This window comes from Bacillus sp. PK3_68 (assembly GCF_003600835.1).
GTDB lineage: Bacteria > Bacillota > Bacilli > Bacillales > Domibacillaceae > Pseudobacillus.
On the sequence record NZ_NQYC01000001.1, the window covers coordinates 89,077 to 110,718 of the forward strand.

A 21,642-nucleotide genomic window follows, 5' to 3' on the forward strand; every position below is an offset into this window, starting at 1 on the left:
AGGTGAGTATTCATGTCGAAGGTTCAGCTTGAGCTTTACACAAGACCTACTTGTTCAGATTGTCAGGCTGGAAAAGAGTTTCTCTCCAAGAATAATGTTTCTTATGTTGATTATGATTTAACGAAACAACCTTCTAAAGAAAGAGACTTAGTCAAAATAACAGGAACAAGAATGGTTCCGACGTTCGTATTTAAAAATAAATCCTTGTTTGGTCTAAGGAGCAAGAAAGAAGTTCTAATTGGATTTGAGCAAAATATAGACGAAATAAGAAACATATTGCATATTGATAGCTGACGTTCCGCCAACTGTTGCTTTTCTGTAAGCAAGTATATTTTTTAACCATTTGTATACGGTTCGGGAGTATAGTAAACATGAAGCGAATGATAAAATCAGGTGATTAGAAAGAGGGAAGAAATAAAATGGGGGACGATGTTAAAAAAATCAAGATGGCTGTCAATGGAGGAATAGGCTTTGGGGCAAAGCTTAATGCAGAACAACTTCTCATGCTCTCAAAATATATGAATGAAAATGAAGAAATTGAACTAACAACCTTCCAACAGCTTTATATACGAATTCCAGAAGAGAAGATGGAAGAGATCATCAAGGAATTCGAAAGTGTTAAATTAGCCTGTTACCCAGTTGGGAATTACGTGAAGAGCTTGAGAACCTGTAATTTTTGCAAAGGCGAAGAAGAGGAAGGAATGCCAATAGCAAAAGAGCTAAACCGCCGCATTGCCGGAAAAAGTGTACCATTTACTCTTAAGGTGGCTTATACAGGCTGTCCTGTTGGTTGCGGTGAACCTCTGTTAAGCGACATAGGCATTATGAAAATTAGAGATTATTATAACTTATATGTCGGCGGAAAAGCCAAAGGGAAAGACGCTGAGGTTGGTTCCCTGCTGATGGAGAAGTTAACCCCCCAAGAATTGTACAACACAATAGAAAAATCATTGATGTATATTCCCAGACAGGCAAAAGACGAGAAACCTTCCATAAATTTTTAAAGCGTGTAGGCAGAGAGTCCTTAATTAGCTAAGAGGGAAAAGAGCCGGTTACAACTTTGTAACCGGCTCTTTTATATGATTATTTTATTCCTTAAGATTACTACGTATATGTTCGTGGATGCAAATCTACGCTTCCTCCCTTTAGGCAGTTGACGCGCTGATGAGCTAAGCCTATATACAAAAATTACACTTTTACTGTAAAAATTTCTCTGGATAATATAGATTCTACGAAAAAATTTAACAGAAAATTTTTAAAAAACCTACCATTCGAAAAATAATTATGTTATATTCATAAATATTACAGTATAACTGTAAAATATTTTTGGATATTTCATTATATTCCTACGATTTATTACAGTAAGACTAGAATTTTATGAGGTGCTTAATTCTATGGAAGACATTCACAAAAAAATCAAAGCTTTACGTCTCCAAAACAACCTAACATTGAAGGAACTAAGTGAAGAAACTGGATTATCACTTAGCTTTCTTTCGCAAATCGAAAGGGGGACTTCCTCACTATCCATTACATCTCTGAAGAAATTGGCTGATGCACTAGGAGTCTCAATGATCTTCTTTTTTGAAGACGATAAAGAAAACCAAAACTATTTATTAAGAAAAAGCGATCAAAGAATATTTCAAGTAAATGGTGGAGAACAGAGGTACGTCCGCTTGTCCGGTACATTTCCAGACAGGAAACTGGAGCCGCTAATGGTTATACTTCCCCCAAAAATGAAAGAGGAACAGAGTTACAGTCATTCGGGAGAGGAGTTTTATTATGTCTTGCAAGGTGAGGTCATTTTTCATTTAAACCAGGACGGCTATCATCTGAAAGCTGGCGACACTATTCACTTTCCTTCTGAACTTTTGCATGCGTGGGAAAACCCAACTTCGGAGGAAACAATCATTTTGAGTATATCAACACCTATCATTTTCTAATTGACACAAAGGAGTGTAGAACAAATGAGAGTAGCGACAGATATCGGGGGTACTTTTACAGATCTTGTATATGTTGATGAAAACGGTTTCGTAGGAGTAGCAAAAAGCAATACCACTCCACCGAACTTTGAGAAAGGTGTACTTGACGTTATTGAGAAAGCTGGTATTAAAAGCGAGCAATTGTCGATGTTTATTCATGGAACAACGGTCATTATCAATGCGCTAACTGAGCGCAAAGGGGCCAAAATGGGGTTGATTACGACAGAAGGATTCCGGGATATTTTAGAAATTGCAAGAGGCAACAGGCCGGATCTATTCAATGTTCGATACAAAAAACCAGAACCGTTCGTTGAACGGCATTTGCGACTCGAGGTAAGTGAACGTCTCAATTATAAAGGTGAGATTCTATCCCCTCTGCATCGAGAAGATATAGAAAGATGTGTGGATTACTTTAAAAAAGAGGGTGTGGAGGCGATTGCCGTTTCTTACATGCATTCTTATGTTAATCCGGCACATGAAATAGAGACAGTAAAGATTATTAAAGAGCTATGGCCAGAAGTATTTGTGACAGCGTCGAGCGATATCACAAAAGAATGGCGTGAATATGAAAGAACTAATACAGCCGTTTTAAATGCTTATGTCCAGCCCGCCGCTACTACATACATTGATAAATTAGACAAGAAATTACGGGAACAAACTGAGATAGATCAGCGTTACATCATGCAATCAAATGGCGGGACAACAAGATTTAACAGTGCCAAAGCGGCGCCTATTAACATGGTTGAGTCCGGGCCGGTGGCCGGTATTTTTGGAGCCGCTGTTCTTGGGGAACTGATCGGTGAAAAAAACATCATTGCATTTGATATTGGTGGAACTACAGCAAAATGTTCACTCATTGAAAACGGGGAAGTGAAAGTTTCTACAGATTACTATATTGAGAGAGATAGCCGAAATGCAGGATACCCGATTAAAGCACCTGTTGTCGATATTGTGGAAATCGGAAATGGAGGCGGTTCCATCGCTTGGATAGATGATGCAGGCTCATTGAAAGTCGGGCCGCAATCTGCCGGTGCGATGCCTGGACCAGTCGCATACGGATTGGGCGGCACGGCTCCAACCACAACAGATGCTAACTTATTGACAGGCCGGCTGTCTCCTAAAAACTTCGACTACGATGTGGATATGGATCATGTAAAAGAAGTGATCCAGAAGAAAATAGGTGATCAATTTGAGATTTCTGCCGAAGAAGCAGCCCTTGGCATTATTCGTATTGCTAACTCGAACATGTTGAATGCATTAAAATTAATTTCTATTCGAAAAGGGCATAATCCGCAGGACTTCACTTTGCTGGCGTTTGGTGGAGGCGGATCGATGCACGCTCCGGCACTTGCACTCGAGCTCGGTGTTAAAAAAGTCATCGTACCAATTGCTTCACCGGTATTCTCTGCCTGGGGAATGCTTATGACTGACTTGCGGCATGATTATATCCAAACATATATCAAACGGATAAATGAGCTTTCTCTTGCCGAAATGGATGCACAATGGGAAGAAATCGAAAAACAGGCGCTTACCTATTATGAAGCTGAAGGGATGGAAGCTGGGACAATTGAATTCCATCGCTTTGCGGATATGCGCTATCTAGGACAAGAGCATACGGTAAAAGTTCCTGTTCCTAATGGCAAATGGACCGAGGAAGATAAACAGGCGATCATTGAAAAGTTCCATGAGCTTCACGAGAAGAATTACACATTTAAACTGGTTGATTCACCGACTGAAATTGTCAATCTCCATGTAACGGCTTTTGGCAAAGTGCCTAAACCGGTCATTGGAAAGATTACACGTGAAGGTTCTATAGAAGAAGCGAAAAAAGAAACACGTGATGTTTACTTCGAGCAAAAAGGGTGGGTTAGCACACCAGTTTACGATCGGGACAAACTTCCGCCAAATGAAGTAGTTCATGGACCCGCAGTAATAGAAGAAAAAGCAGCCGTCACTGTTATTTATGAAGGACAGCAGTTGCACCTGGATGACTTTGGAAACATCATTATCGAAATGGAGGCAAAGTAATATGACAACTTCTGTAAAAGTGGATCCGTTTACACTGGAAATCGTTAAAGATTCTCTTTTGGCAGCTGGGGACGAGATGTTTGTGGCCCTTGCTCGCACATCCATGAGTCCTATCATTTACGAAGTACTTGACTATGCCAGCGGTTTGACTGATGCACAGGGAAATCTTCTTACTCAAGGCAATGGTGTTACCGGATTTATCGGAATGCTTACCTTTATGGTAAAGGAAACACTGAAGAAATATCCTGGCGATAAGCTGAAGCCTGGAGATGTTATTATCATCAATGACCCTTATAACGGAGGAGGATCCCATCTTTCCGATGTTGGACTTGTTATGCCGATTTTCTATGAAGGTGAACTCATTGCCTTCTCGGCAAACAAGGCCCATTGGACAGAGGTCGGCGGGAAGGATCCCGGCTCATTTACAAACGATGCCGTAGACATTTTTCAAGAAGGCCTTCAATTCAATTGTATTAAATTATATGAAGAAGACCGCTTAAATGAAGGCATTGTTGAAATTATTCGCTCCAACGTCCGCTTTCCGGACCTGTCATTAGGGGACATGTGGGCGCAGGTTGCCGCCTTACGCACAGGCGACCGCCGATTAAAAGAACTTTGTGAAAAGCATAGCAAAGAAACTATTCTGACAGCTATTAATTACTTATTGGATCATGGAGAGATCATTTCTCGACAAGAAATTAAAAAGCTGCCAAAGGGTGTTTTTGAAGCGGAAGATTATATTGATACAGACGGCATGGGCAACGGACCATTTAAAATTAAAGTAAAGGTAACAATTACGGATGACGAATTTATTTGTGATTTTCGGGGAAGCCATCCACAGGTGCCAGGCCCGATGAACTGTTCCTATACAGGACTCATGTCAGCTGTGCGATCTATTTTCCTGGCTATAACAAACCCTGAGCAAGATGTGAACGATGGAGTGTTTAGGCCACTTCAGGTACTTGTTGACAAAAAATCAATTATGTCTGCCGAGCGACCAGTTCCTGTCTCTAACTATTTTGAGACGCTCTTAGGAAGTTTAGACTTAGTCTGGAAAGCTTTGGCGCCACACTTGCCAGAACGGCTGACTGCAGGACACCATTTGTCCGTTTGTGCCGTAACATTGTCTGGCAATCACCAAGATACAGAGGAACCTTTCCTTATTGTTGAACCTTCTGTTGGAGGATGGGGTGGAGGCGCTGGACAAGATGGCGCTTCAGGTCAGTTCTGTATCGCAGATGGCGAGACGTATAACGTTCCGGTCGAAGTAGCGGAAACACGTTATGGTGTTCTTATTGATGAATATAGTCTTCGCCAGGACGGCAATGGGGCAGGTGCAGGTGAATACATTGGCGGAAAAGGGGTCATCCGTGCTTATCGCGCATTATCTGATAACCAGGCCGCCACAGTTACCTTTGGCCGCAATAAATTTTATCCGTGGGGAATGAACAAAGGCCATGAAGGTTCGCCAAACGAGTTCTATGTTCATAAGGCAAATGGGGAGATAGATGGACCATATGGCGTTTATCCGCGGTACAAGCTTCAAAAGAACGATGTGGTGCGCCTGATGACAGGAACAGGAGGCGGTTATGGCAGTCCGTCCAAGCGTCCAGCCGCCCAAGTGGCCAAGGATGTGAAAAATGGTTATTTTACTGTCGAAGAGGCAAAAGCACACTTCCTCGTTGACATCGACCCGGATACTTTTGACTACCAAGAGCTGCCAGGCAGACTATCATAATTGGAGGCATTCATATGGATATTAAAGAACCAAAAGTCACAAAAGAAATTGTTCAAACCCTTTTTCAGAATCAATTCCAAGGCACGGAAGTAAAGTTCGGTTTTGTTTCCATCCCAGCCGGAGAGCGCCTTCCCTTAGAGGGAACGGGTGTTCATGAAGAACATGAGTATTCGTATATTCTCAAGGGCACTTTAGCTGGTGAGAGCGGGGGACAGCCTTATAAAATTAATGCGGGGGAAGCGTCTTATATTCCTGCTGGAGAGCACCATTGGTGTGTCAATGAAGGGGAAAGTGCTTGCGAATTGATCTATGCATTGGTGAAAAGTTGATAATAAAGTGAAAAATAGAATAGGAAGACATAGGTGCTTCCTATTCTATTTTTATACCATAAAAAGGATGTGAAAGAATGGAGCAAACGAATACAGTGGAAGTGACAAAGAAAACAAGTTCAGAGGGATTCATGGGCCAAGATCAGGCATTGGATTCTATCCCCGAATCTGCTCGGCAGCATTGGCTGACTCCAGCGATGATTTTTGGCGGATTAGAATTTACCATTCCAGTTTTAATGGTTGGCTCTACATTAACCGGAAGTTTTGGGTTGTCAAAAATACTTTTAATACTTCTCATTTCATTATTCGGCATTCAATGGGTTGGAAATACCTTGCAAGGATATATAGGCGCGAAAACAGGGCGCTCTTCTTCTGTTATTTCCCGTTCCAGCTTCGGTGATGTTCAGGCAAAAGTCATTGTTGGATTTACCATTTTTATCGTTTCACTTGGCTGGTGGGCATTGCAAACGGCTGTTGCGGGAAATGCGATTTCTGCGATGTTTGGCATAGATTACAAGAGTAATTGGGTTGGCTGGGCGATTGTCACCGTCATATGCGGATTACTTTTTGCATTGCCGTCTATCATCGGTTACAGCTCGATGAAATGGACAGATTATATCGCCGTTCCCGCTGGCCTTATTTTAATAGCTGGGGGAATATACTACGCATTAAGAAATACAGGCTGGGAGGCGATCGCTTCATGGCATCCAGAACCTACGATGACAATATGGGCTGCCATTAGTTTAGTGATCGGAGTAAATGTTTCTCAGTGGGTCATTGCCTCGGATTATACACGCTATGCAAAGCCCACCTGGAAAGACAATATTATTATTCCGAGTGGCATTATATTCGTGGGTTTTCCTCTTTTCATTGTTGGGGCTATAATGGCCGTAGGAGTGGGGGATGCCGATATCGTGAATGTTATGATGGGCATGGGTTTTCCTATTTGGGGCTTTCTTATTTTATGGTTTGCGACTTGGACATCGCAACTTGTCAATAACTATAGCATGGGATTAGCTTTAGCAAATATTTTTAATGTCAACTCCGGGAAAGGGAGAGCACTCCTCACACTTCTTGGCACGATTCTGGCAATTATTGTCGCGCTATTGGGAATACTTGAACATTTTATGGACTTCTTATACTTAACAGCCTTGCTTTACCCAGCTATAGGAGGCGTCATGATGGGTGATTTCTTCTTTATTCGCAAACAACAGTGGGAGGATTGCAGAGGGTGGAACTGGATGGCCACCATTGCCTTACTCGCGGGAATCGTTGTCGGCTATCTTACACAATATGTATCCCCATGGGGGCTGCCAGCCGTTCAATCCCTCCTTATTTCCCTCGTTGTGTACATCGTTGCAATGAAGATAAAAAAGAACGTAGCGCCGGATCAGTTTACAGCATAGCCCTATGTTAACCAAGAATTATCACCTATTTAATAGTAAGTAAAGAACATACCCATGAACAAACGAAATAAAAAGCCGGTCCCTTTAAAATAAAAGGTGGCCGGCTTTTTTTCTAGCCTATGCTATTTGAAATAATGAGCAGGGGAGCTAAGGTATTTTTCTCCTGTTCTAGGGACATTCATTTCATCAGGCATTTTTAAAAACAAGGTTTATTCAGGAATATATGGATAGTATGAGGGAAATATAACATGTGGCAAGGAATAAAAAAACTTTGGAGGATCGTTCATGAAAAATAACCAATCCAATCATCAAAGCCAGACGAATGAAGAACACGAAAACACATTAACGAATCGGCAGGGTCATCCTGTGACGAATAATCAAAATATGAGAACGGTTGGAAATCGCGGTCCAGCCATGTTAGAGAATTATGATTTTATTGAGAAAGTCAGCCATTTTGATAGAGAACGGATTCCAGAGCGCGTCGTGCATGCGCGTGGTGCCGGAGCCCATGGCTATTTTGAGGCCTATGGAACAGCTGGAAAGGAACCTGTTTCAAAGTACACGAGGGCGAAACTGTTTCAAGAAAAAGGCAAAAAAACGCCTGTTTTTGTACGTTTTTCGTCAGTTATCCATGGAGGGCATTCTCCGGAAACGTTGCGTGATCCTCGCGGCTTTGCCGTGAAATTTTATACAGAGGATGGGAACTGGGATCTTGTCGGGAATAACTTGAAAATTTTCTTTATCCGTGATGCGATGAAGTTCCCGGATATGATTCATGCATTTAAGCCTGATCCAGTGACGAATATCCAAGATCCAGAGAGGTTTTTTGACTTTTGTGCAAGCTCTCCGGAATCTTTCCATATGGTGACTTTTGTTTATTCTCCTTGGGGAATTCCTGCGAACTATCGCATGATGCAAGGTTCTGGAGTGAACACGTACCGCTGGGTTAACAATGAAGGAAAAGCAGTCCTTGTTAAATATCACTGGGAACCGAAACAGGGCATTAAAAACTTGACGATGAAAGAAGCGGGCGAAATTCAAGCTACAAACTTTAATCATGCTACACAAGATTTATATGAAGCTATTGAGCGCGGCGAATATCCGGAGTGGGAGCTTCTTGTACAAGTCATGAGCGATGAAGAGCACCCTGAACTTGATTTTGACCCGCTGGACTGTACAAAATTGTGGCCGGAAGATCAATTCCCATGGCTGCCGGTGGGCAAGATGGTTCTAAACAAAAACCCGGAAGATTATTTTACTGAAGTGGAACAAGCTGCATTTGGCACAGGTGTGCTTGTGGATGGCCTTGATTTTTCTGATGATAAAATGCTGCAGGGCAGAACATTTTCTTATTCAGATACACAGCGTTATCGTGTCGGACCGAATTATCTTCAACTGCCGATTAATGCGCCGAAAAAGCGGGTGGCTACCAATCAGAGCGGCGGACAGATGCAGTATAAAGTTGATCATCCAAATCCTCATATCAACTATGAACCATCCATACTGGACGGCCTGAAAGAAGCCAAACAGCATGGCAAGGAACATACGCCACATGTGGAAGGGAATATTGTACGCGAGTCGATTGAACGGACGAACGATACAAAACAGGCAGGCGAAACGTATCGCCAATTCGAACAGTGGGAAAAGGATGAATTGATCGCAAACCTTGTAGCCGATCTTTCACGATGCGACCAGCGCATTCAAGATAAAATGATTTCTTATGCGGAGGAAGCAGATGAAGAGTATGGCCGCCGTTTAAGAGAAGGATTAGCCAATGCGCCAAAGGGAGGCTCTACCCGTAAGCCACTTGGAGATAACCATGCAGAGGATGCTACCAAACAAGCTGTAGAAAAAGGGCATGACGCTGATCCATACTAAATAGTTGAAAAAAGCCATAAACGAAATGTTTATGGCTTTTTTTTCGAGCTTTGCAGAGGAGAAAAAACTGCCTTCTTCTGAAGATTCTTGCCTACACTTTAGTGTCGGCATAGCAGCTTGCATGCAAAGATAACCAAGGAAGAAACCGAAGAGTGATCGATCGTTGTCTAAGCCTTTGGATGCTCTATTTTAATGGGCAATGTTAGTGAAATGTAAGAAGAAACGTTACTCTTTAAATTGTGCAAAAGAGGCTATTCAGAAAGGATGTCATTAGTTTGCTTGCTATATGACGCTTCAGAAGCATATGTTTCCGGTATCATAAGACCAGTAAAAAACGCTTAATCGGGTATTCAGAAATAGAGAAAAAGCTATAAGGGTTCATCTATACTGCTTATCGGTTATCATACTTCACAGACTATGAACTAAACCTTGTAAAAAGAGACCGAATATAAAGCATAACTTGACTATAAATAAAACCTTGTATTATATTAAATCATATAAGTCTTATAGGAATTTAGGATTTTTTGTTCTAAAACTGACTGACTTGTCAATCAATAAAGGGAAGAAGGGAAAGATAATTGGCAAATACAGATCGCAGAGAGGAACTTTTGCACGCAGCTCTTGAGATTTTCGCTACTAAAGGCTATCATGCCACGAAAATTTCGGACATTGTAAAGCAGACAGGGGTTGCACAAGGGACCTTTTACTGGCATTTCAAAAGCAAAGAGGAAATTGCATTAGAAATTATCGGTACAGGGAAAGAAAATTTGCTTGCAGCGATCCACCAGGGGTACAGGCAAACTTTTGGGACAACCGATGATATGATCAAATCTTCTACAGCTCTTATGAAGAGGATTTTCACTTTTGCTGAGAAAAATCGCAATCTTCTAACTCTCCTGTTAATCAAGGGACAAGGAGCAGATCCTGTAATTAGAGAAGCGGTTGCAGACACGGTTATAAGTATTGAACAGGCATTCAAAAAAAATATTGAAAGAGCGATTGAGCTGGAGATGCTAAATTCTAATCATAATGTTGATTTGCAAGCCAACATGTTAACGAGCCTTGTCATAGGCACACTGTCAAAATGGCTGTTTGGACCGAAGAACGACCTTAGCTATACACCGACCCTTTCTGTCGATGAGATTACTAGGGAATTAGTTGATTTTGAATTTTTTGGTTTGATTGGCCAAAGGAGGGAAACAGATTGACTGTTATTAAACAAGAAAATAAAGAATTCGGTATTTTTAATCAGATGGGCAAACAGGTAGAGGGAGCCTTTGCTCCTAATTCAAAGGGGCTTTCTCCAATCGAACTTCTAGAAGCTTCTTTAGGCATGTGTATTGTTATTTCTCTGCAAAGAATGTTTGAAAGGGACGGCATAACTGTATTAGATCATGAATTTTCAGTGGAGGTATCTGCCAAGAAAGCCCTGGAGGGTCCTTCCCGTGTAGAGAGGTGCAAGGTGGCTGTTACATTTCCGGAACATTTCACCGCTGAGTACAAAAAAAAGCTAATCATTTCGGCGGAAAGGGCATGCACCATAGGCAATACATTAAAACAGGGGGTAATGATTGATATAGAAGAGACAATATAGCATGTTTGTTGTTTAGAATTTTCAACCTTTCGCTTAACTAAAATAAGGAGATTTTAAGATGGAAAAGAATGTACGAAAAATCCCTCAAGCTCAGACCGATGATTTTGCTGTGACCTCTGTGCCGGCAGAACAGAGAAAATCGTCTGTCAATATTGCCATTACAAGTTGTGCCTGGATTATTTCCTTGTCGACGATTGTCACGGGCGGAGCTCTTATTCAAGGACTAAATTTTAAGAATGCGATTTTTGCAGCCATATTCGGTATGTTAATTTTAGCTGTCTATGGATTTTTTCAAGGGGTAATGGGCGCTAAATATGGAATCTCAACTACGGTTCTGGCCCGCCAGGCTTTTGGGCGTTATGGCGCGAGCTTATTCGGGATTGTATTAGCTTTAACCCTTGGAGTTGGATGGTTTGGCTGGCAGGTTGCTTTTTTTGGGACGACCATTTCTGAAATGTTTCCAAATGTTTGGCTCGCACAGCCTGAGGTGGCTATCGTTTGGGGAGGCATCTTAATGATGTGTACAGCCTTTATCGGTTACCGCGGACTTGCTGCCTTAAGCTTTATTGCTGTTCCCTTAGTTGTCATCTTATCGATTTGGGGGATTGTGAGTGCTGTCAATTATTCTGGAAGCTGGCATGCTTTATTATCATTTGAGCCAGCAGGCGACCCGATGACTGTTTTCGCGGGAATTACGATCGTCGTTGGAAATGCAGCCTTGGGTGCAGTAGTCTTTCCGGATGTAACGAGATATGCCAAAAGTGCGGCTTCCGGCGGCATTAGTGCATCTGTCGGTTATTTTCTTGGAGGGGTTTTCTGTATTATTGCTGGGGCCGCAATGGCCATTGCAGCCCAAGTTCCTGATATCGGGTCTACACCAAACATCCCAGCTGCCATGAGCAAGCTAGGACTAGGATTTTTTGCCTTTTTGATTTTAATTTTTGCCCAATGGACAACAAATGACAACAACTTATATACCGGCTCTTTGGGTCTTCGGAATGTTGTGAAAATCCCTAAAAAAGTCTTGGTTGTTTGTATGGGGGTTATTGGGATCCTCATTGCACTCATGGGTATTCAAGATATGTTTGTGCCATTCTTATCGTTCTTAGGGTTATATGTTCCCCCGATTGCAGGTGTAATGATTGCGGATCACTGGATTGTAGGGCCTAAGATTCGAAATAAGAAATATGAATTTGGGCCAGGATCGACGTATTCGGGATTAAACATTGCGGCGATTGTATCTGTAGTGATCGGTGGTTTTGTTACTTCTAAATTATCATTTGGTATTGGACCGATTAATTCTACTCTTCTTGCTTTCTTAATTTATATTGTTCTTACTTTTATTTTGAACAAATTAAACCTGCGTTACGAGCTTGGAGAAGTAAAGGAAGAGTCATCTGGATTTTAAGCGAATAGAAGGAGGAAAAGCTTCATGGAGAAACAACAAAATCAATGGGTGTTCGGAGTAGATGTCGGTGGAACGTTTACCGATTTAGTGGCTATCGACAGACACGGTAAAATGGTTTCAACTAAAACCCCTTCAACACCTGATCAATCAGATGGTGTCATGAATGGAATTAAGAAAGTCTCCGAAATCATTGGAGTGGATATAAAAGTTCTTTTAGCGAACAGTCCATTAGTTGTCCACGGAACAACCGTAGCGACAAACTCATTACTAGAGTATAACGGTGCGAAAGTAGGGTTGCTTACGACAGAGGGATTCCGTGACGAAATTGAATTCCGCCGTGCCTATAAGGAAAGCGTATTTTCTCCGCGCCTTCAGGCGCCCTTTCAAATTGTTCCAAGAAGATATCGAGTGGGGATCCCGGAACGTCTAGATCATGCGGGAAAAGTAATCAAAGAGTTAGATGAAGCAGCTGTACGTCAGGCCGTCCGCGACTTTGTTGAGGAGGGAATCGAGGCTATTGCGGTATGCTTCCTATTCAGCTTCATGAATCCTTCCCACGAAAGCCGGGTAAGAGAGATTATCCAGGAAGAAGCTCCTGGAATGTTTGTTTCCTTATCTTACGAAGTGTTGCCACAAATTCGGGAGTTTGAACGCGTCAGCACGACCATTGTAAATGCCTTTACAGGGCCATCAATGCAAAGCTATTTAAACCATTTGGATGAACGTCTCCGTGCAGACGGTTTTACAGGTGAATTATTTGTTATGCAATCAAATGGAGGAGTCCAAAACGTCTTACAGAGTGGGAAATTTGCAGCCGGCGCTCTTCTCTCAGGGCCGGCAGGAGGGGTGACAGCCGCTTCCTTCATTGGAGAAAAATCAGGGTACGAAAATGTCATCACTGTTGATATGGGCGGAACAAGCTATGATGTCTCGGTGATCGAAAAATTAAATCCAGCCATTACAACTGAAAACTGGATCAGCCGTTACCGTGTCGCATTGCCAATGATGGATATCCATACAATTGGCTCTGGAGGTGGAAGCATCGCCTGGATTGATAATGGTGGAGCCCTGCAAGTTGGGCCTAGAAGTGCAGGGTCAACTCCAGGCCCTGCTTGTTATGGAAGAGGGGGAGAAGAACCAACTGTTACAGATGTCAATGTGTTCTTAGGCTATATTAATCCTGACAACTTTCTGGGAGGGGAAATGAAGCTTGACCGTTCGTTAGCTGAAAAAGCTATTCGCACACGCATTGCAGACCCGCTTGGCATTTCAACAGTAGAAGCGGCCCTTGCCATCTCGCAAATCGTAAATAGTGATATGTCGAATGCTGTCCATTTTGTGACAACACAGCGCGGACATGACCCGCGCAACTTTGCCTTAATGGCCGTTGGTGGTGCAGGAGCCATTCATGCTGGAAAACAGGCAGAAGATCTTGGAATCAATACGGTGATTGTTCCCTCTTTAGCTCCTGTTTTTTGCGCACTCGGTGATGTCGCAGCAAATCTAAAGGTAACAGAACTGAGAACCCGCTTTGAAAGCATGAACCAAGTGGATCTTCAAGCGATGAATGCTGATTTTGAAAAGATGGAACAAACAGCTCGTGAAAAACTAGGCGGACAATCCGTAACGGATCAGTATGAAACTCGTCGTTATATTGATATGCGCTATGCAGGAGAGGTGCATGAAGTTACTGTGCCAGTAAAATCAAGAACTCGCCGAATTACGGAGCTGAACCTTGAAGCAACGGTTACCGATTTTCATGAGCTTCATGAAAGAATGTTTGCTCACAAAGATCCAGGTCACGAAATTGAAATTTTAAATCTTCGCCTTGACCTTGTAGGGGTGAGAGAGCCGTTAAAGTTGAAAGAGGAGCCTTTCCAGCAGGAGGACCCTGCTCAAGCACAAACGGGTGAGCGCGAGATGTATTTTGACACGGAGCCGACGCGGACGCCTATTTACGACGGTTCCTTGCTGGAACCAGGAAACCTGATAGTTGGGCCCGCGATTATCGAACAGTGGGGAACAACGATTGTCGTTTACCCGGGGCATGAGGCTTTGATCGATTCTTATCGCAACTGTGTCATTGAAGTCAAACACTCTCCTGCCCAGCAAAGGAGTGGAAATGAATGATCCAAGCGCAAATTTTATACAGCAAGCTACAGTCCATCGGCAGAGAAGTGGGAGATAATTTGCAACGAATTTCCCGCTCTCCCTTGTTGTCCCAGGATCGGGCGTTTGCTACAGCCATTTTTACCAATGAGTTAAAAATAGCTATTCAACACCAATATGAGCCAGAGCACTTATTTGCCTTAAAAGAAAGTGTAGAGAACCTGTTTGACTATTTTTCTTTTGATATTGCGGATGGGGATGTATTATTGGTGGCTGATCCCTACAGCGGTGGAACGAAAGGGCAAACTTTGACGATGGCAGCTCCTTTATTTGTAGAAGGAGAGCTCGTGCTTTTTCCTGCTATTCGCGCACAAATGATGGATCTGGCCGGTGAATACCCGGGTGGTTTTCATCCGGATGCTTTTGAGGTATGGCAGGAAAATATGCGTATTACACCGATCAAGCTTTATAAACAAGGGGTACTGCAAGCGGATATTTTACGGTTTTTATTATCTAACAGCCGCATACCTACTTCCTTCAAATCGGATTTAGAGACAATGTACACATGCTTGCGCGGAGCTCAGCAACAACTCAAAAAACTTCTTGGCAGCTATGGGCAGCAGAAAGTAGATGCATCCATTGAAAGCATTTTTCAATACAGTCGAAAACGAGTGGAGCAACATTTATCACAGCTTCCCAAAGCAGGGATGAAAGCTCTGGTGGAATTTGAAACGACACAAGGAGATAAAAATGCCATCGATGTGAGCATTACCATTCCGAACAACGCTGTTGAAATTGATCTGACTGGCTCCTCCATGCAGTCAACGAAGCCTATTAATTCCCCGATAGCTTTGACAAAAGCATTTTCGGTTTGGCCGTTTCTCGCAACGATTGCCGATGAACTCTCGATTAATGAAGGTACGCTGGAACCGTTTAACATCAAAACAAAGGCCGGAACGATACTAGACCCACAATTTCCAGCAGCTACTGCTTTAGCACCAAGCATGACAGGGCATTTTCTTGCTGAAGCGATCTATCGGGCTATTCAAAATGGCCAGGGTCCGACAGAGGAATTTCCCCCGATTTACGGAACTGGTCCACAAGCCATTTTCTATCCTGAGCTTGGGACAAGAGCTGAAACCCAATCGATTGTCCTTGTCCCTGGATATCCTTCCACGGATAAAGGTTTTGGACCGCCTGCTTTATTTGGACAGAGGCTACTTGTGTCGGCGGAAGAGTTAGAACTTTATCATGGCTTCAAGATAGTTTCTCGCGAGTGGACGGATAGGAAGGAAGAGTTGAAAGTCTCCTTGCTGAATCAGGATGAGGATGTTTATTTTAACTTGATTTTACCTTTTGGTGAAGATGGGGACTATGGCTCTGTTACAAGAGAGGGAGAAGGAAAAGAAACGTTTTATCAAAGTATAGTCAATCAGCATGTGAAGAAAGGCGATCTCCTCGTCTTTACATACCCTGGAAAGGAGGAGCAATGATGATAAACCAAGAGGTAATCTTGTCACAGGTGGTTGGAGGCTCACTTGATGCAATTGCGCGAGAAATGAGCGCAACGGTCACGAGAACAGCGCGTTCACCACTTTTTAATGAAGCACATGATTTTACAACAGGCGTGTTTGATCTTTCCGGAAAGAAATCCCGGCTCGTTGCACAAGCTCCTGGATGTACTTTGCACTTGTATGCAGTTGTAGGGGCAGTTGATCATTTATTGGATGCTTTTCGGTATGATCTTCATCCAGGCGATATTCTGCTTGTGAATGATCCGTATCATGGAGGCTCGCACAGCCTTGATTGGACGATTGTCATGCCAGTTTTTTATAATCGAAAGCCAATTTTGCTGCCAGCCGTCCGCAGTCACATGGGAGATAATGGCGGACCGGTTGCCGGCGGATACAATCCGCGCTCACAAGATATTTGGCATGATGGGCTTCGTATCCCACCGTTAAAAATTTATGAGCGTGGCGAGAAGCGGAGAGATGTATTTGATTTAATCATCGCCAATAATCGTCTTTCTCATTGGCTTGAAGGAGATTTAAATGCGATGATTGGCGCTTGTAAACTAGCTGCTAGCCGAATTCAAACAATGCTCGATAAGTATAGCGATGAAAAGGTAATCAAGGCCATCGATCACCGCATTCAATATACAGAAAAACGGGTTCGCGATGAGATCGCCAGCTGGCCGGACGGCACTTATATTGGAGAAACGTTTGCCGATCATGACTTCCAAGGGAATCGTGACATTAGAGTTAAGGCAACCGTGACTGTGAGCGGCAGTGATCTTCATATCGACTTTACTGGATCTTCGCCACAGGTAAAGGGCTTTGTCAACAGTCCGCTCTCTAATACTACTTCATTTGCTTTTGTCGGAATATCAACTTGTTGTGAGGAGGACATTCCAATTAATGAAGGGTATATGAACCCGGTGACAGTAACGGCGCCATTAGGAACAGTGGTTAATCCATGCCTTCCTGCTCCGTGTGGGCATGCGACCGCTTGTGTAGGAGCAGAGATTGCCGAGGCTGTGCTCCAAGCCCTTTCCCAATGTGCTCCTACCCGTGTAGGGGTTAATGCTCATAAGTTGCCACTTGCTTATTCTCATGGAAAGTATGAGGATGGCAAACCGTGGGTAAATTTGAATTTTTACGGCTACACGGGCGGTGCGGGAGCTGCTTATGAAACAGACGGCTGGGGCCTTTATCCTCCTGTAATGACCGGGGTTATTCTCCCGTCGATTGAAATGAATGAAGTTCAGTATCCAAGCCGTGTCTTAAAGCACGAATATACTAGTGATTTTACGGGTGCTGGCCGCTGGAGAGGCACACCTGGACTAGATGTACAAATTCAGCATTTAAAGGAAAGTGCCACAAGCGTGATGATGGCAGGAGTACGAAATACTACAAAAGGCTACTGTGAGGGCCTTCATGCCCCGGCAAACAAAGTGATTGTCAATTATGGAACAGAAGAAGCACAGGAAATTGATGAAACGGCTTTTGAAGTGAAAATGCCGGCAGGGGGGATTATCCAGTTTTACCGAGCCGGCGGCGGTGGCTGGGGAGATCCATTTGAGAGGGACCCGGAAAAAGTGTTAGAGGATGTCTTAAATGAATTTGTAAGCATAGAATCCGCATGGCGCGACTATGGGGTCGTCATCGACGCTAAAACGCAAACGATTAACTATGCAGAAACCGAACGCATCCGTGCTTCTCGTTTGTTATAAATAAATTCTGCCAGGAGAGAAAAGAGCGGACTAAAATGGGTGTATAAAAAGCCTTTTTAGTCCGCATTTTATTTTTGTCGGGATTCACAGACCGCCATTAATCCTACTAATAAAGCGATTAAGAATATTAGAGGAAGTTTTATCTTTTCGGCAAACCAATCCGTAATAAACGGGAGTTGAGAAGGGCAATTCCAGATCTATAGTGATCAAGTCCTGGGTTAATTCCGCTTGTGTATCCGCAAATGAATAATCAAGCCCTATCGTCACAGCGATTCCTTGTTTCACGGCATTTTGTATAGCACGAGTATTATTGGTTATAAATAACACGTTCACGTCTCCGTATTGAGCAATTAACTCGTATGCATCCGTTCTAATGAACTCATCATCGTACAACACTAGCGTATGGCCGGAAAGCTGATGAGGACGTATGGTTTTATTGAGTGAAAGAGGAGAGTTTTTATTTACTCCTACTACAAGTTTCCCTTCTAATACCCGGTCAAAGTAACATTCCTTTTCTTTCTGTGCAATTTCCTCTGATAGGACGATAAAGCCTATATCCACATGATTAGTATGTATATCCTCTAATATTTCCTTCGTTCCTTTTTCGATAATTTCTATTTTGACCTGTGGAAAATCTTTTTTGAAACTGGAGACGGTATCTACCAGCAAATGCATTGGCCCGGGGATCGTTGCAATTCTTAAATGACCGCTTAGCGCATTGGTATAAGATTGGGCTTCCTCCAGCATCTCATCCACTTTTATCAAAATTTCATTTGCCTTCGTGATAATGGCCATTCCTTCAGGGGTTGGAGTTGCGCCAATGCCTCGGGAACGAGTAAACAAAGAAAGCCCCAGCTCTGATTCGAGAAGAGAAATAGACTGGCTTATGGCTGGCAGTGTAACATTTAAGTTTTTTGACACTTGAGTAAAAGAGCTGGTTTTTGCTGCTTCCACAATGTACCTCATTTGTTCAAGATTCATATCAGTTCTCCTTATTAAATAAAAGTTAATTTATAAATAAATATATATAAATTTTAATTAATAAACCAGAGGGGTAAAATATAAAAGAAGAATTTTTTAAAGTAAAAGAACACAATCTAAACAACTATAGGGAGGAAGTATAGGTGAATAGCAAAAGAGTAGTCGTTATAACAGGCGGAGCAAGCGGCATAGGAAGACAGGCTGCGATGAAGTTTGCTAAAAAGGGAGATCAGGTCGTAGTAGCAGACTTTAACGAAACAAGCGGACAAGAAACTGTTAATCTGATTACATCTAATGGTGGAGAAGCGGTCTTTGTAAAAACAGATGTATCAAAATACGAAGAGGTGGAATTCTTAGTTGAAAAGGCTGTTGAAACCTATGGCAAGATTGATGTGATGTTTAACAATGCTGGAATTGGCCGCAGTACTCCTGTTTTGGATCAGAATTTAAATGATTATCATAGCGTTATTAATGTAAATCAACATGGTGTGGCTCATGGCATCATCGCTGCAGGCAAAAAAATGAGGGAATTAAATAGCAAAGGAGTGATCATTAATACGGCATCTGTATTTGGTTTTCTAGCCTCTCCTGGTACATTTGCTTATCATGCAACAAAAGGAGCCGTGATTATGATGACAAAATCGGCCGCGCTTGAATTAGCTCAGTATGGAATTAGGGTCATTGCCGTAGCGCCCGGTGTGGTGGACACACCTATTATCCAAGGATATAAGGATAGCGGATTGATTGAATCGATGAAAGCAAAAGTGATGGGAAATAAATTGACCCAGCCGGAGCAAATAGCGGATTCTATTTATCTTCTTTCTTTAGAAGAAGCCAGTGCTATTAATGGAAGTGTAGTTATGGTTGATGAAGGGTATGCTTCTTTTAAATAAACATTCTAATCAATAATACAGAAGGGATGCGTTTTTATTATGAGATTTAAGGACAAGGTATCTATCGTTACTGGCGGGGCAAGCGGAATAGGAAAAGAGACAGCTACTTTGTTTGCAGAAGAAGGAGCGAAGGTTGTCATTGCTGATTTCTCTGAACAGGGAGCCGAAGTGGCAAAAGATCTCACATCAAAAGGACATGCCGTGCACTTTATAAAAACAGATGTCACCATAGAAGAGGATGTGCAAAATTTAATTTCTGAAACCGTCAAGCTGTTTGGCCGGCTTGATATCGTCTTTGCCAATGCAGGCATTGCCAACGATGGCCCCATTCATAAGCTGGACGCTGAAGCTTGGAAGAAAACGATTGACATCAACCTTACCGGTGTATTTTTAACCGATAAATATGCGATTGAACAAATGAGGGCACAAGGGACAGGCGGGGCAGTTGTCAACTGTGGATCTATTCATAGCTTTACGGGGAAATCTGGAGTGACTGCCTATGCTTCTGCAAAAGGCGGAGTGAAACTGCTAACTCAGACACTCGGCATTGATTATGCTAAAGAAGGCATTCGGGTAAATGCCGTATGTCCAGGCTATATTGATACACCGCTTATTAAAGGAAGAAGTGAAGCCATTAATGAACATCTTATCAGCCTGCACCCAATGGGTAGGCTAGGGAAGGCAGAGGAAGTCGCAAAGGCCGTCTTATTTTTAGCAAGTGAGGATGCCTCCTTCATTACGGGAACTACTCTGTTAGTAGATGGCGGATATACAGCTCAATAAAGATAAAAACAAGAGAGAAACCATGCTGGTTTCTCTCTTGTTTTTATCTAGATCAAGTACAAATAGGCCGAAAAAACTGGGCAGTCAAATAGCTTCCTAGGCTAGGGAAATCTATCAGTGAAAAACGATTTCGAAAAATTTGTGAAGGATTGGCTATCTAAAGTTATCTAATCAATTTCAGCCTTACAGTTCTCTTTCAAATCTTATAGCATGCTTGCTGTTAGCAGTTCAAAAAATTATATAATCTCATAAAAAAAGGTGGATTTAGAAACATCTTTTTTCTTTTTATTTCCAATAGTATGATTATTCCTGAAGACTTGATATGAACAGATATTAAGTTTTTACCATCTGCGAGCGACAGAATGAGAAAGAATTTAGACAACGATATGATTTTTATTCCTCATCTAAGTTTTCTCTTGAACCTCCAGCTACGTAAGGGGCTATAGTGAACATATACTTTATGATAGGAGGAAGGTTAATGATAGAAAGCAACAAATATTCCATTGGGGAATTTTCAAAAAAGACAGGAATATCCATTCGCACCCTACATTACTACGACGAAATCGGTCTTTTACAGCCAGAAAAGCACCCGACGTCAGGTCATCGTATTTACCATCATCAGGATATTCTTACCCTACAAAAGGTTATAAGCCTAAAGTTTCTCGGATATAGCTTGGATAAAATCATTGACTTGTTACAAAAGCCAAGCTTTACCGTTGATCTAACGGACACTTTAACTCTCCATTTACAAGCGTTAGAGAAAGAGAAAGAACGAATTGAGCAATCGATGACGGCTATCAAAAGGGTAATTAAGTTGCTGAAGGATGAAGGGGAAGTGGATGGTGCCATATTATTTAGTCTTATCCATGGCATGCAAACAGAAAGTATACAAACAAAATGGATGGAGCGGCATAAGCTGACGGAGGTCGTTGAGGAATTAACGATGAAGACAGAAGAAGAGAAAACTACATTAGACCAAACGTTTGTTCAAATGGCTAAGGAAGTAAAAAAATTGTACGGCCAGTCAGTGGAAGACCCAAAAGTGCAAAACATGATTAGAGAATATATAGAAGCTTCCTTTGAGTTTCTTGGTGAGGAGTTGATTCAAAAATTAGCTGATGTCGACATGGAAGAACTGGATATTCAAGAACTAGAAGAAATGTCCCCTTCCCCCTTTACAGAAGATGAACAAAAGTGGCTCAATCAAGCGATGGAATATTATATGAAACAGACAGAATCATAATAGAAGAGGGTTTTTTATAGACGGTACTTCATTAAAATAAC

At 42.3% G+C, this 21,642-nt stretch carries 17 protein-coding genes and 1 pseudogene; 17 read left to right on the forward strand and 1 reads right to left on the reverse strand.

Annotated features, from left to right (window positions below; translation table 11 throughout):
• Positions 1 to 12: 12 nt before the first annotated feature.
• From CJ483_RS00415 to CJ483_RS00480, 14 genes and pseudogenes are all read left to right on the forward strand, one after another.
• Positions 13 to 294: a glutaredoxin family protein gene (locus tag CJ483_RS00415; protein WP_120030925.1), complete on the forward strand. Its 282-nt coding sequence runs from the start codon at positions 13 to 15 to the stop codon at positions 292 to 294.
• Between the two features lie 125 nt (positions 295 to 419).
• A pseudogene (locus CJ483_RS00420) lies at positions 420 to 1,036 on the forward strand (nitrite reductase).
• Positions 1,037 to 1,394: 358 nt separating this feature from the next.
• Positions 1,395 to 1,940, forward strand: coding sequence for a helix-turn-helix domain-containing protein (locus CJ483_RS00425; protein WP_120030927.1), 546 nt, complete (start codon positions 1,395 to 1,397; stop codon positions 1,938 to 1,940).
• Between the two features lie 24 nt (positions 1,941 to 1,964).
• Positions 1,965 to 4,007 (forward strand): hydantoinase/oxoprolinase family protein, encoded by a 2,043-nt coding sequence (locus CJ483_RS00430; RefSeq protein ID WP_120030929.1) that lies wholly within the window; start codon positions 1,965 to 1,967, stop codon positions 4,005 to 4,007.
• Position 4,008: 1 nt separating this feature from the next.
• The gene (locus tag CJ483_RS00435; RefSeq protein ID WP_120030931.1) at positions 4,009 to 5,745 is read left to right on the forward strand and encodes a hydantoinase B/oxoprolinase family protein; all 1,737 of its coding nucleotides are present in this window, start codon (positions 4,009 to 4,011) and stop codon (positions 5,743 to 5,745) included.
• 14 nt (positions 5,746 to 5,759) lie between these two features.
• Positions 5,760 to 6,074 carry a cupin domain-containing protein gene (locus tag CJ483_RS00440; RefSeq protein WP_120030933.1) on the forward strand — a complete coding sequence of 105 codons (315 nt, stop codon included), beginning with the start codon at positions 5,760 to 5,762 and terminating at the stop codon, positions 6,072 to 6,074.
• A gap of 131 nt (positions 6,075 to 6,205) precedes the next feature.
• Complete coding sequence (locus CJ483_RS00445) at positions 6,206 to 7,480, forward strand: purine-cytosine permease family protein (protein ID WP_120037717.1); 1,275 nt, start codon at positions 6,206 to 6,208, stop codon at positions 7,478 to 7,480.
• A gap of 285 nt (positions 7,481 to 7,765) precedes the next feature.
• Positions 7,766 to 9,358, forward strand: coding sequence for a catalase (locus tag CJ483_RS00450; RefSeq protein WP_120030935.1), 1,593 nt, complete (start codon positions 7,766 to 7,768; stop codon positions 9,356 to 9,358).
• Positions 9,359 to 9,936: 578 nt separating this feature from the next.
• Positions 9,937 to 10,566: a TetR/AcrR family transcriptional regulator gene (locus tag CJ483_RS00455; RefSeq protein WP_120030937.1), complete on the forward strand. Its 630-nt coding sequence runs from the start codon at positions 9,937 to 9,939 to the stop codon at positions 10,564 to 10,566.
• Positions 10,563 to 10,952, forward strand: coding sequence for an OsmC family protein (locus tag CJ483_RS00460; protein ID WP_120030939.1), 390 nt, complete (start codon positions 10,563 to 10,565; stop codon positions 10,950 to 10,952). The genes CJ483_RS00455 and CJ483_RS00460 overlap by 4 nt, the downstream gene beginning before the upstream one ends.
• A 58-nt stretch (positions 10,953 to 11,010) precedes the next feature.
• Positions 11,011 to 12,360, forward strand: a complete 1,350-nt coding sequence (locus CJ483_RS00465) for a cytosine permease (RefSeq protein ID WP_120030941.1) — start codon at positions 11,011 to 11,013, stop codon at positions 12,358 to 12,360.
• Between the two features lie 24 nt (positions 12,361 to 12,384).
• Positions 12,385 to 14,490, forward strand: coding sequence for a hydantoinase/oxoprolinase family protein (locus tag CJ483_RS00470; protein WP_120030944.1), 2,106 nt, complete (start codon positions 12,385 to 12,387; stop codon positions 14,488 to 14,490).
• Complete coding sequence (locus tag CJ483_RS00475; RefSeq protein ID WP_120030946.1) at positions 14,487 to 15,962, forward strand: hydantoinase B/oxoprolinase family protein; 1,476 nt, start codon at positions 14,487 to 14,489, stop codon at positions 15,960 to 15,962. Before CJ483_RS00470 ends, CJ483_RS00475 begins: the two co-directional genes overlap by 4 nt.
• On the forward strand, positions 15,959 to 17,701 hold the full coding sequence (locus tag CJ483_RS00480) for a hydantoinase B/oxoprolinase family protein (RefSeq protein ID WP_259455519.1): 1,743 nt from the start codon (positions 15,959 to 15,961) through the stop codon (positions 17,699 to 17,701). Before CJ483_RS00475 ends, CJ483_RS00480 begins: the two co-directional genes overlap by 4 nt.
• 84 nt (positions 17,702 to 17,785) lie before the next feature.
• Here the strand turns inward: CJ483_RS00480 and CJ483_RS00485 are convergent, their stop codons facing one another.
• Positions 17,786 to 18,682 (reverse strand): LysR family transcriptional regulator, encoded by an 897-nt coding sequence (locus CJ483_RS00485; protein WP_120030950.1) that lies wholly within the window; start codon positions 18,680 to 18,682, stop codon positions 17,786 to 17,788.
• 143 nt (positions 18,683 to 18,825) lie between these two features.
• Between CJ483_RS00485 and CJ483_RS00490 the strand changes: the two genes are divergently transcribed.
• The 3 genes from CJ483_RS00490 (at position 18,826) to CJ483_RS00500 (ending at position 21,601) form a co-directional block, all read left to right on the forward strand.
• Complete coding sequence (locus tag CJ483_RS00490) at positions 18,826 to 19,575, forward strand: SDR family NAD(P)-dependent oxidoreductase (RefSeq protein ID WP_120030952.1); 750 nt, start codon at positions 18,826 to 18,828, stop codon at positions 19,573 to 19,575.
• 39 nt (positions 19,576 to 19,614) lie between these two features.
• Positions 19,615 to 20,358, forward strand: coding sequence for an SDR family NAD(P)-dependent oxidoreductase (locus tag CJ483_RS00495; protein WP_120030954.1), 744 nt, complete (start codon positions 19,615 to 19,617; stop codon positions 20,356 to 20,358).
• Between the two features lie 478 nt (positions 20,359 to 20,836).
• The gene (locus tag CJ483_RS00500) at positions 20,837 to 21,601 is read left to right on the forward strand and encodes a MerR family transcriptional regulator (RefSeq protein WP_120030956.1); all 765 of its coding nucleotides are present in this window, start codon (positions 20,837 to 20,839) and stop codon (positions 21,599 to 21,601) included.
• The last annotated feature ends 41 nt before the right edge of the window (positions 21,602 to 21,642 follow it).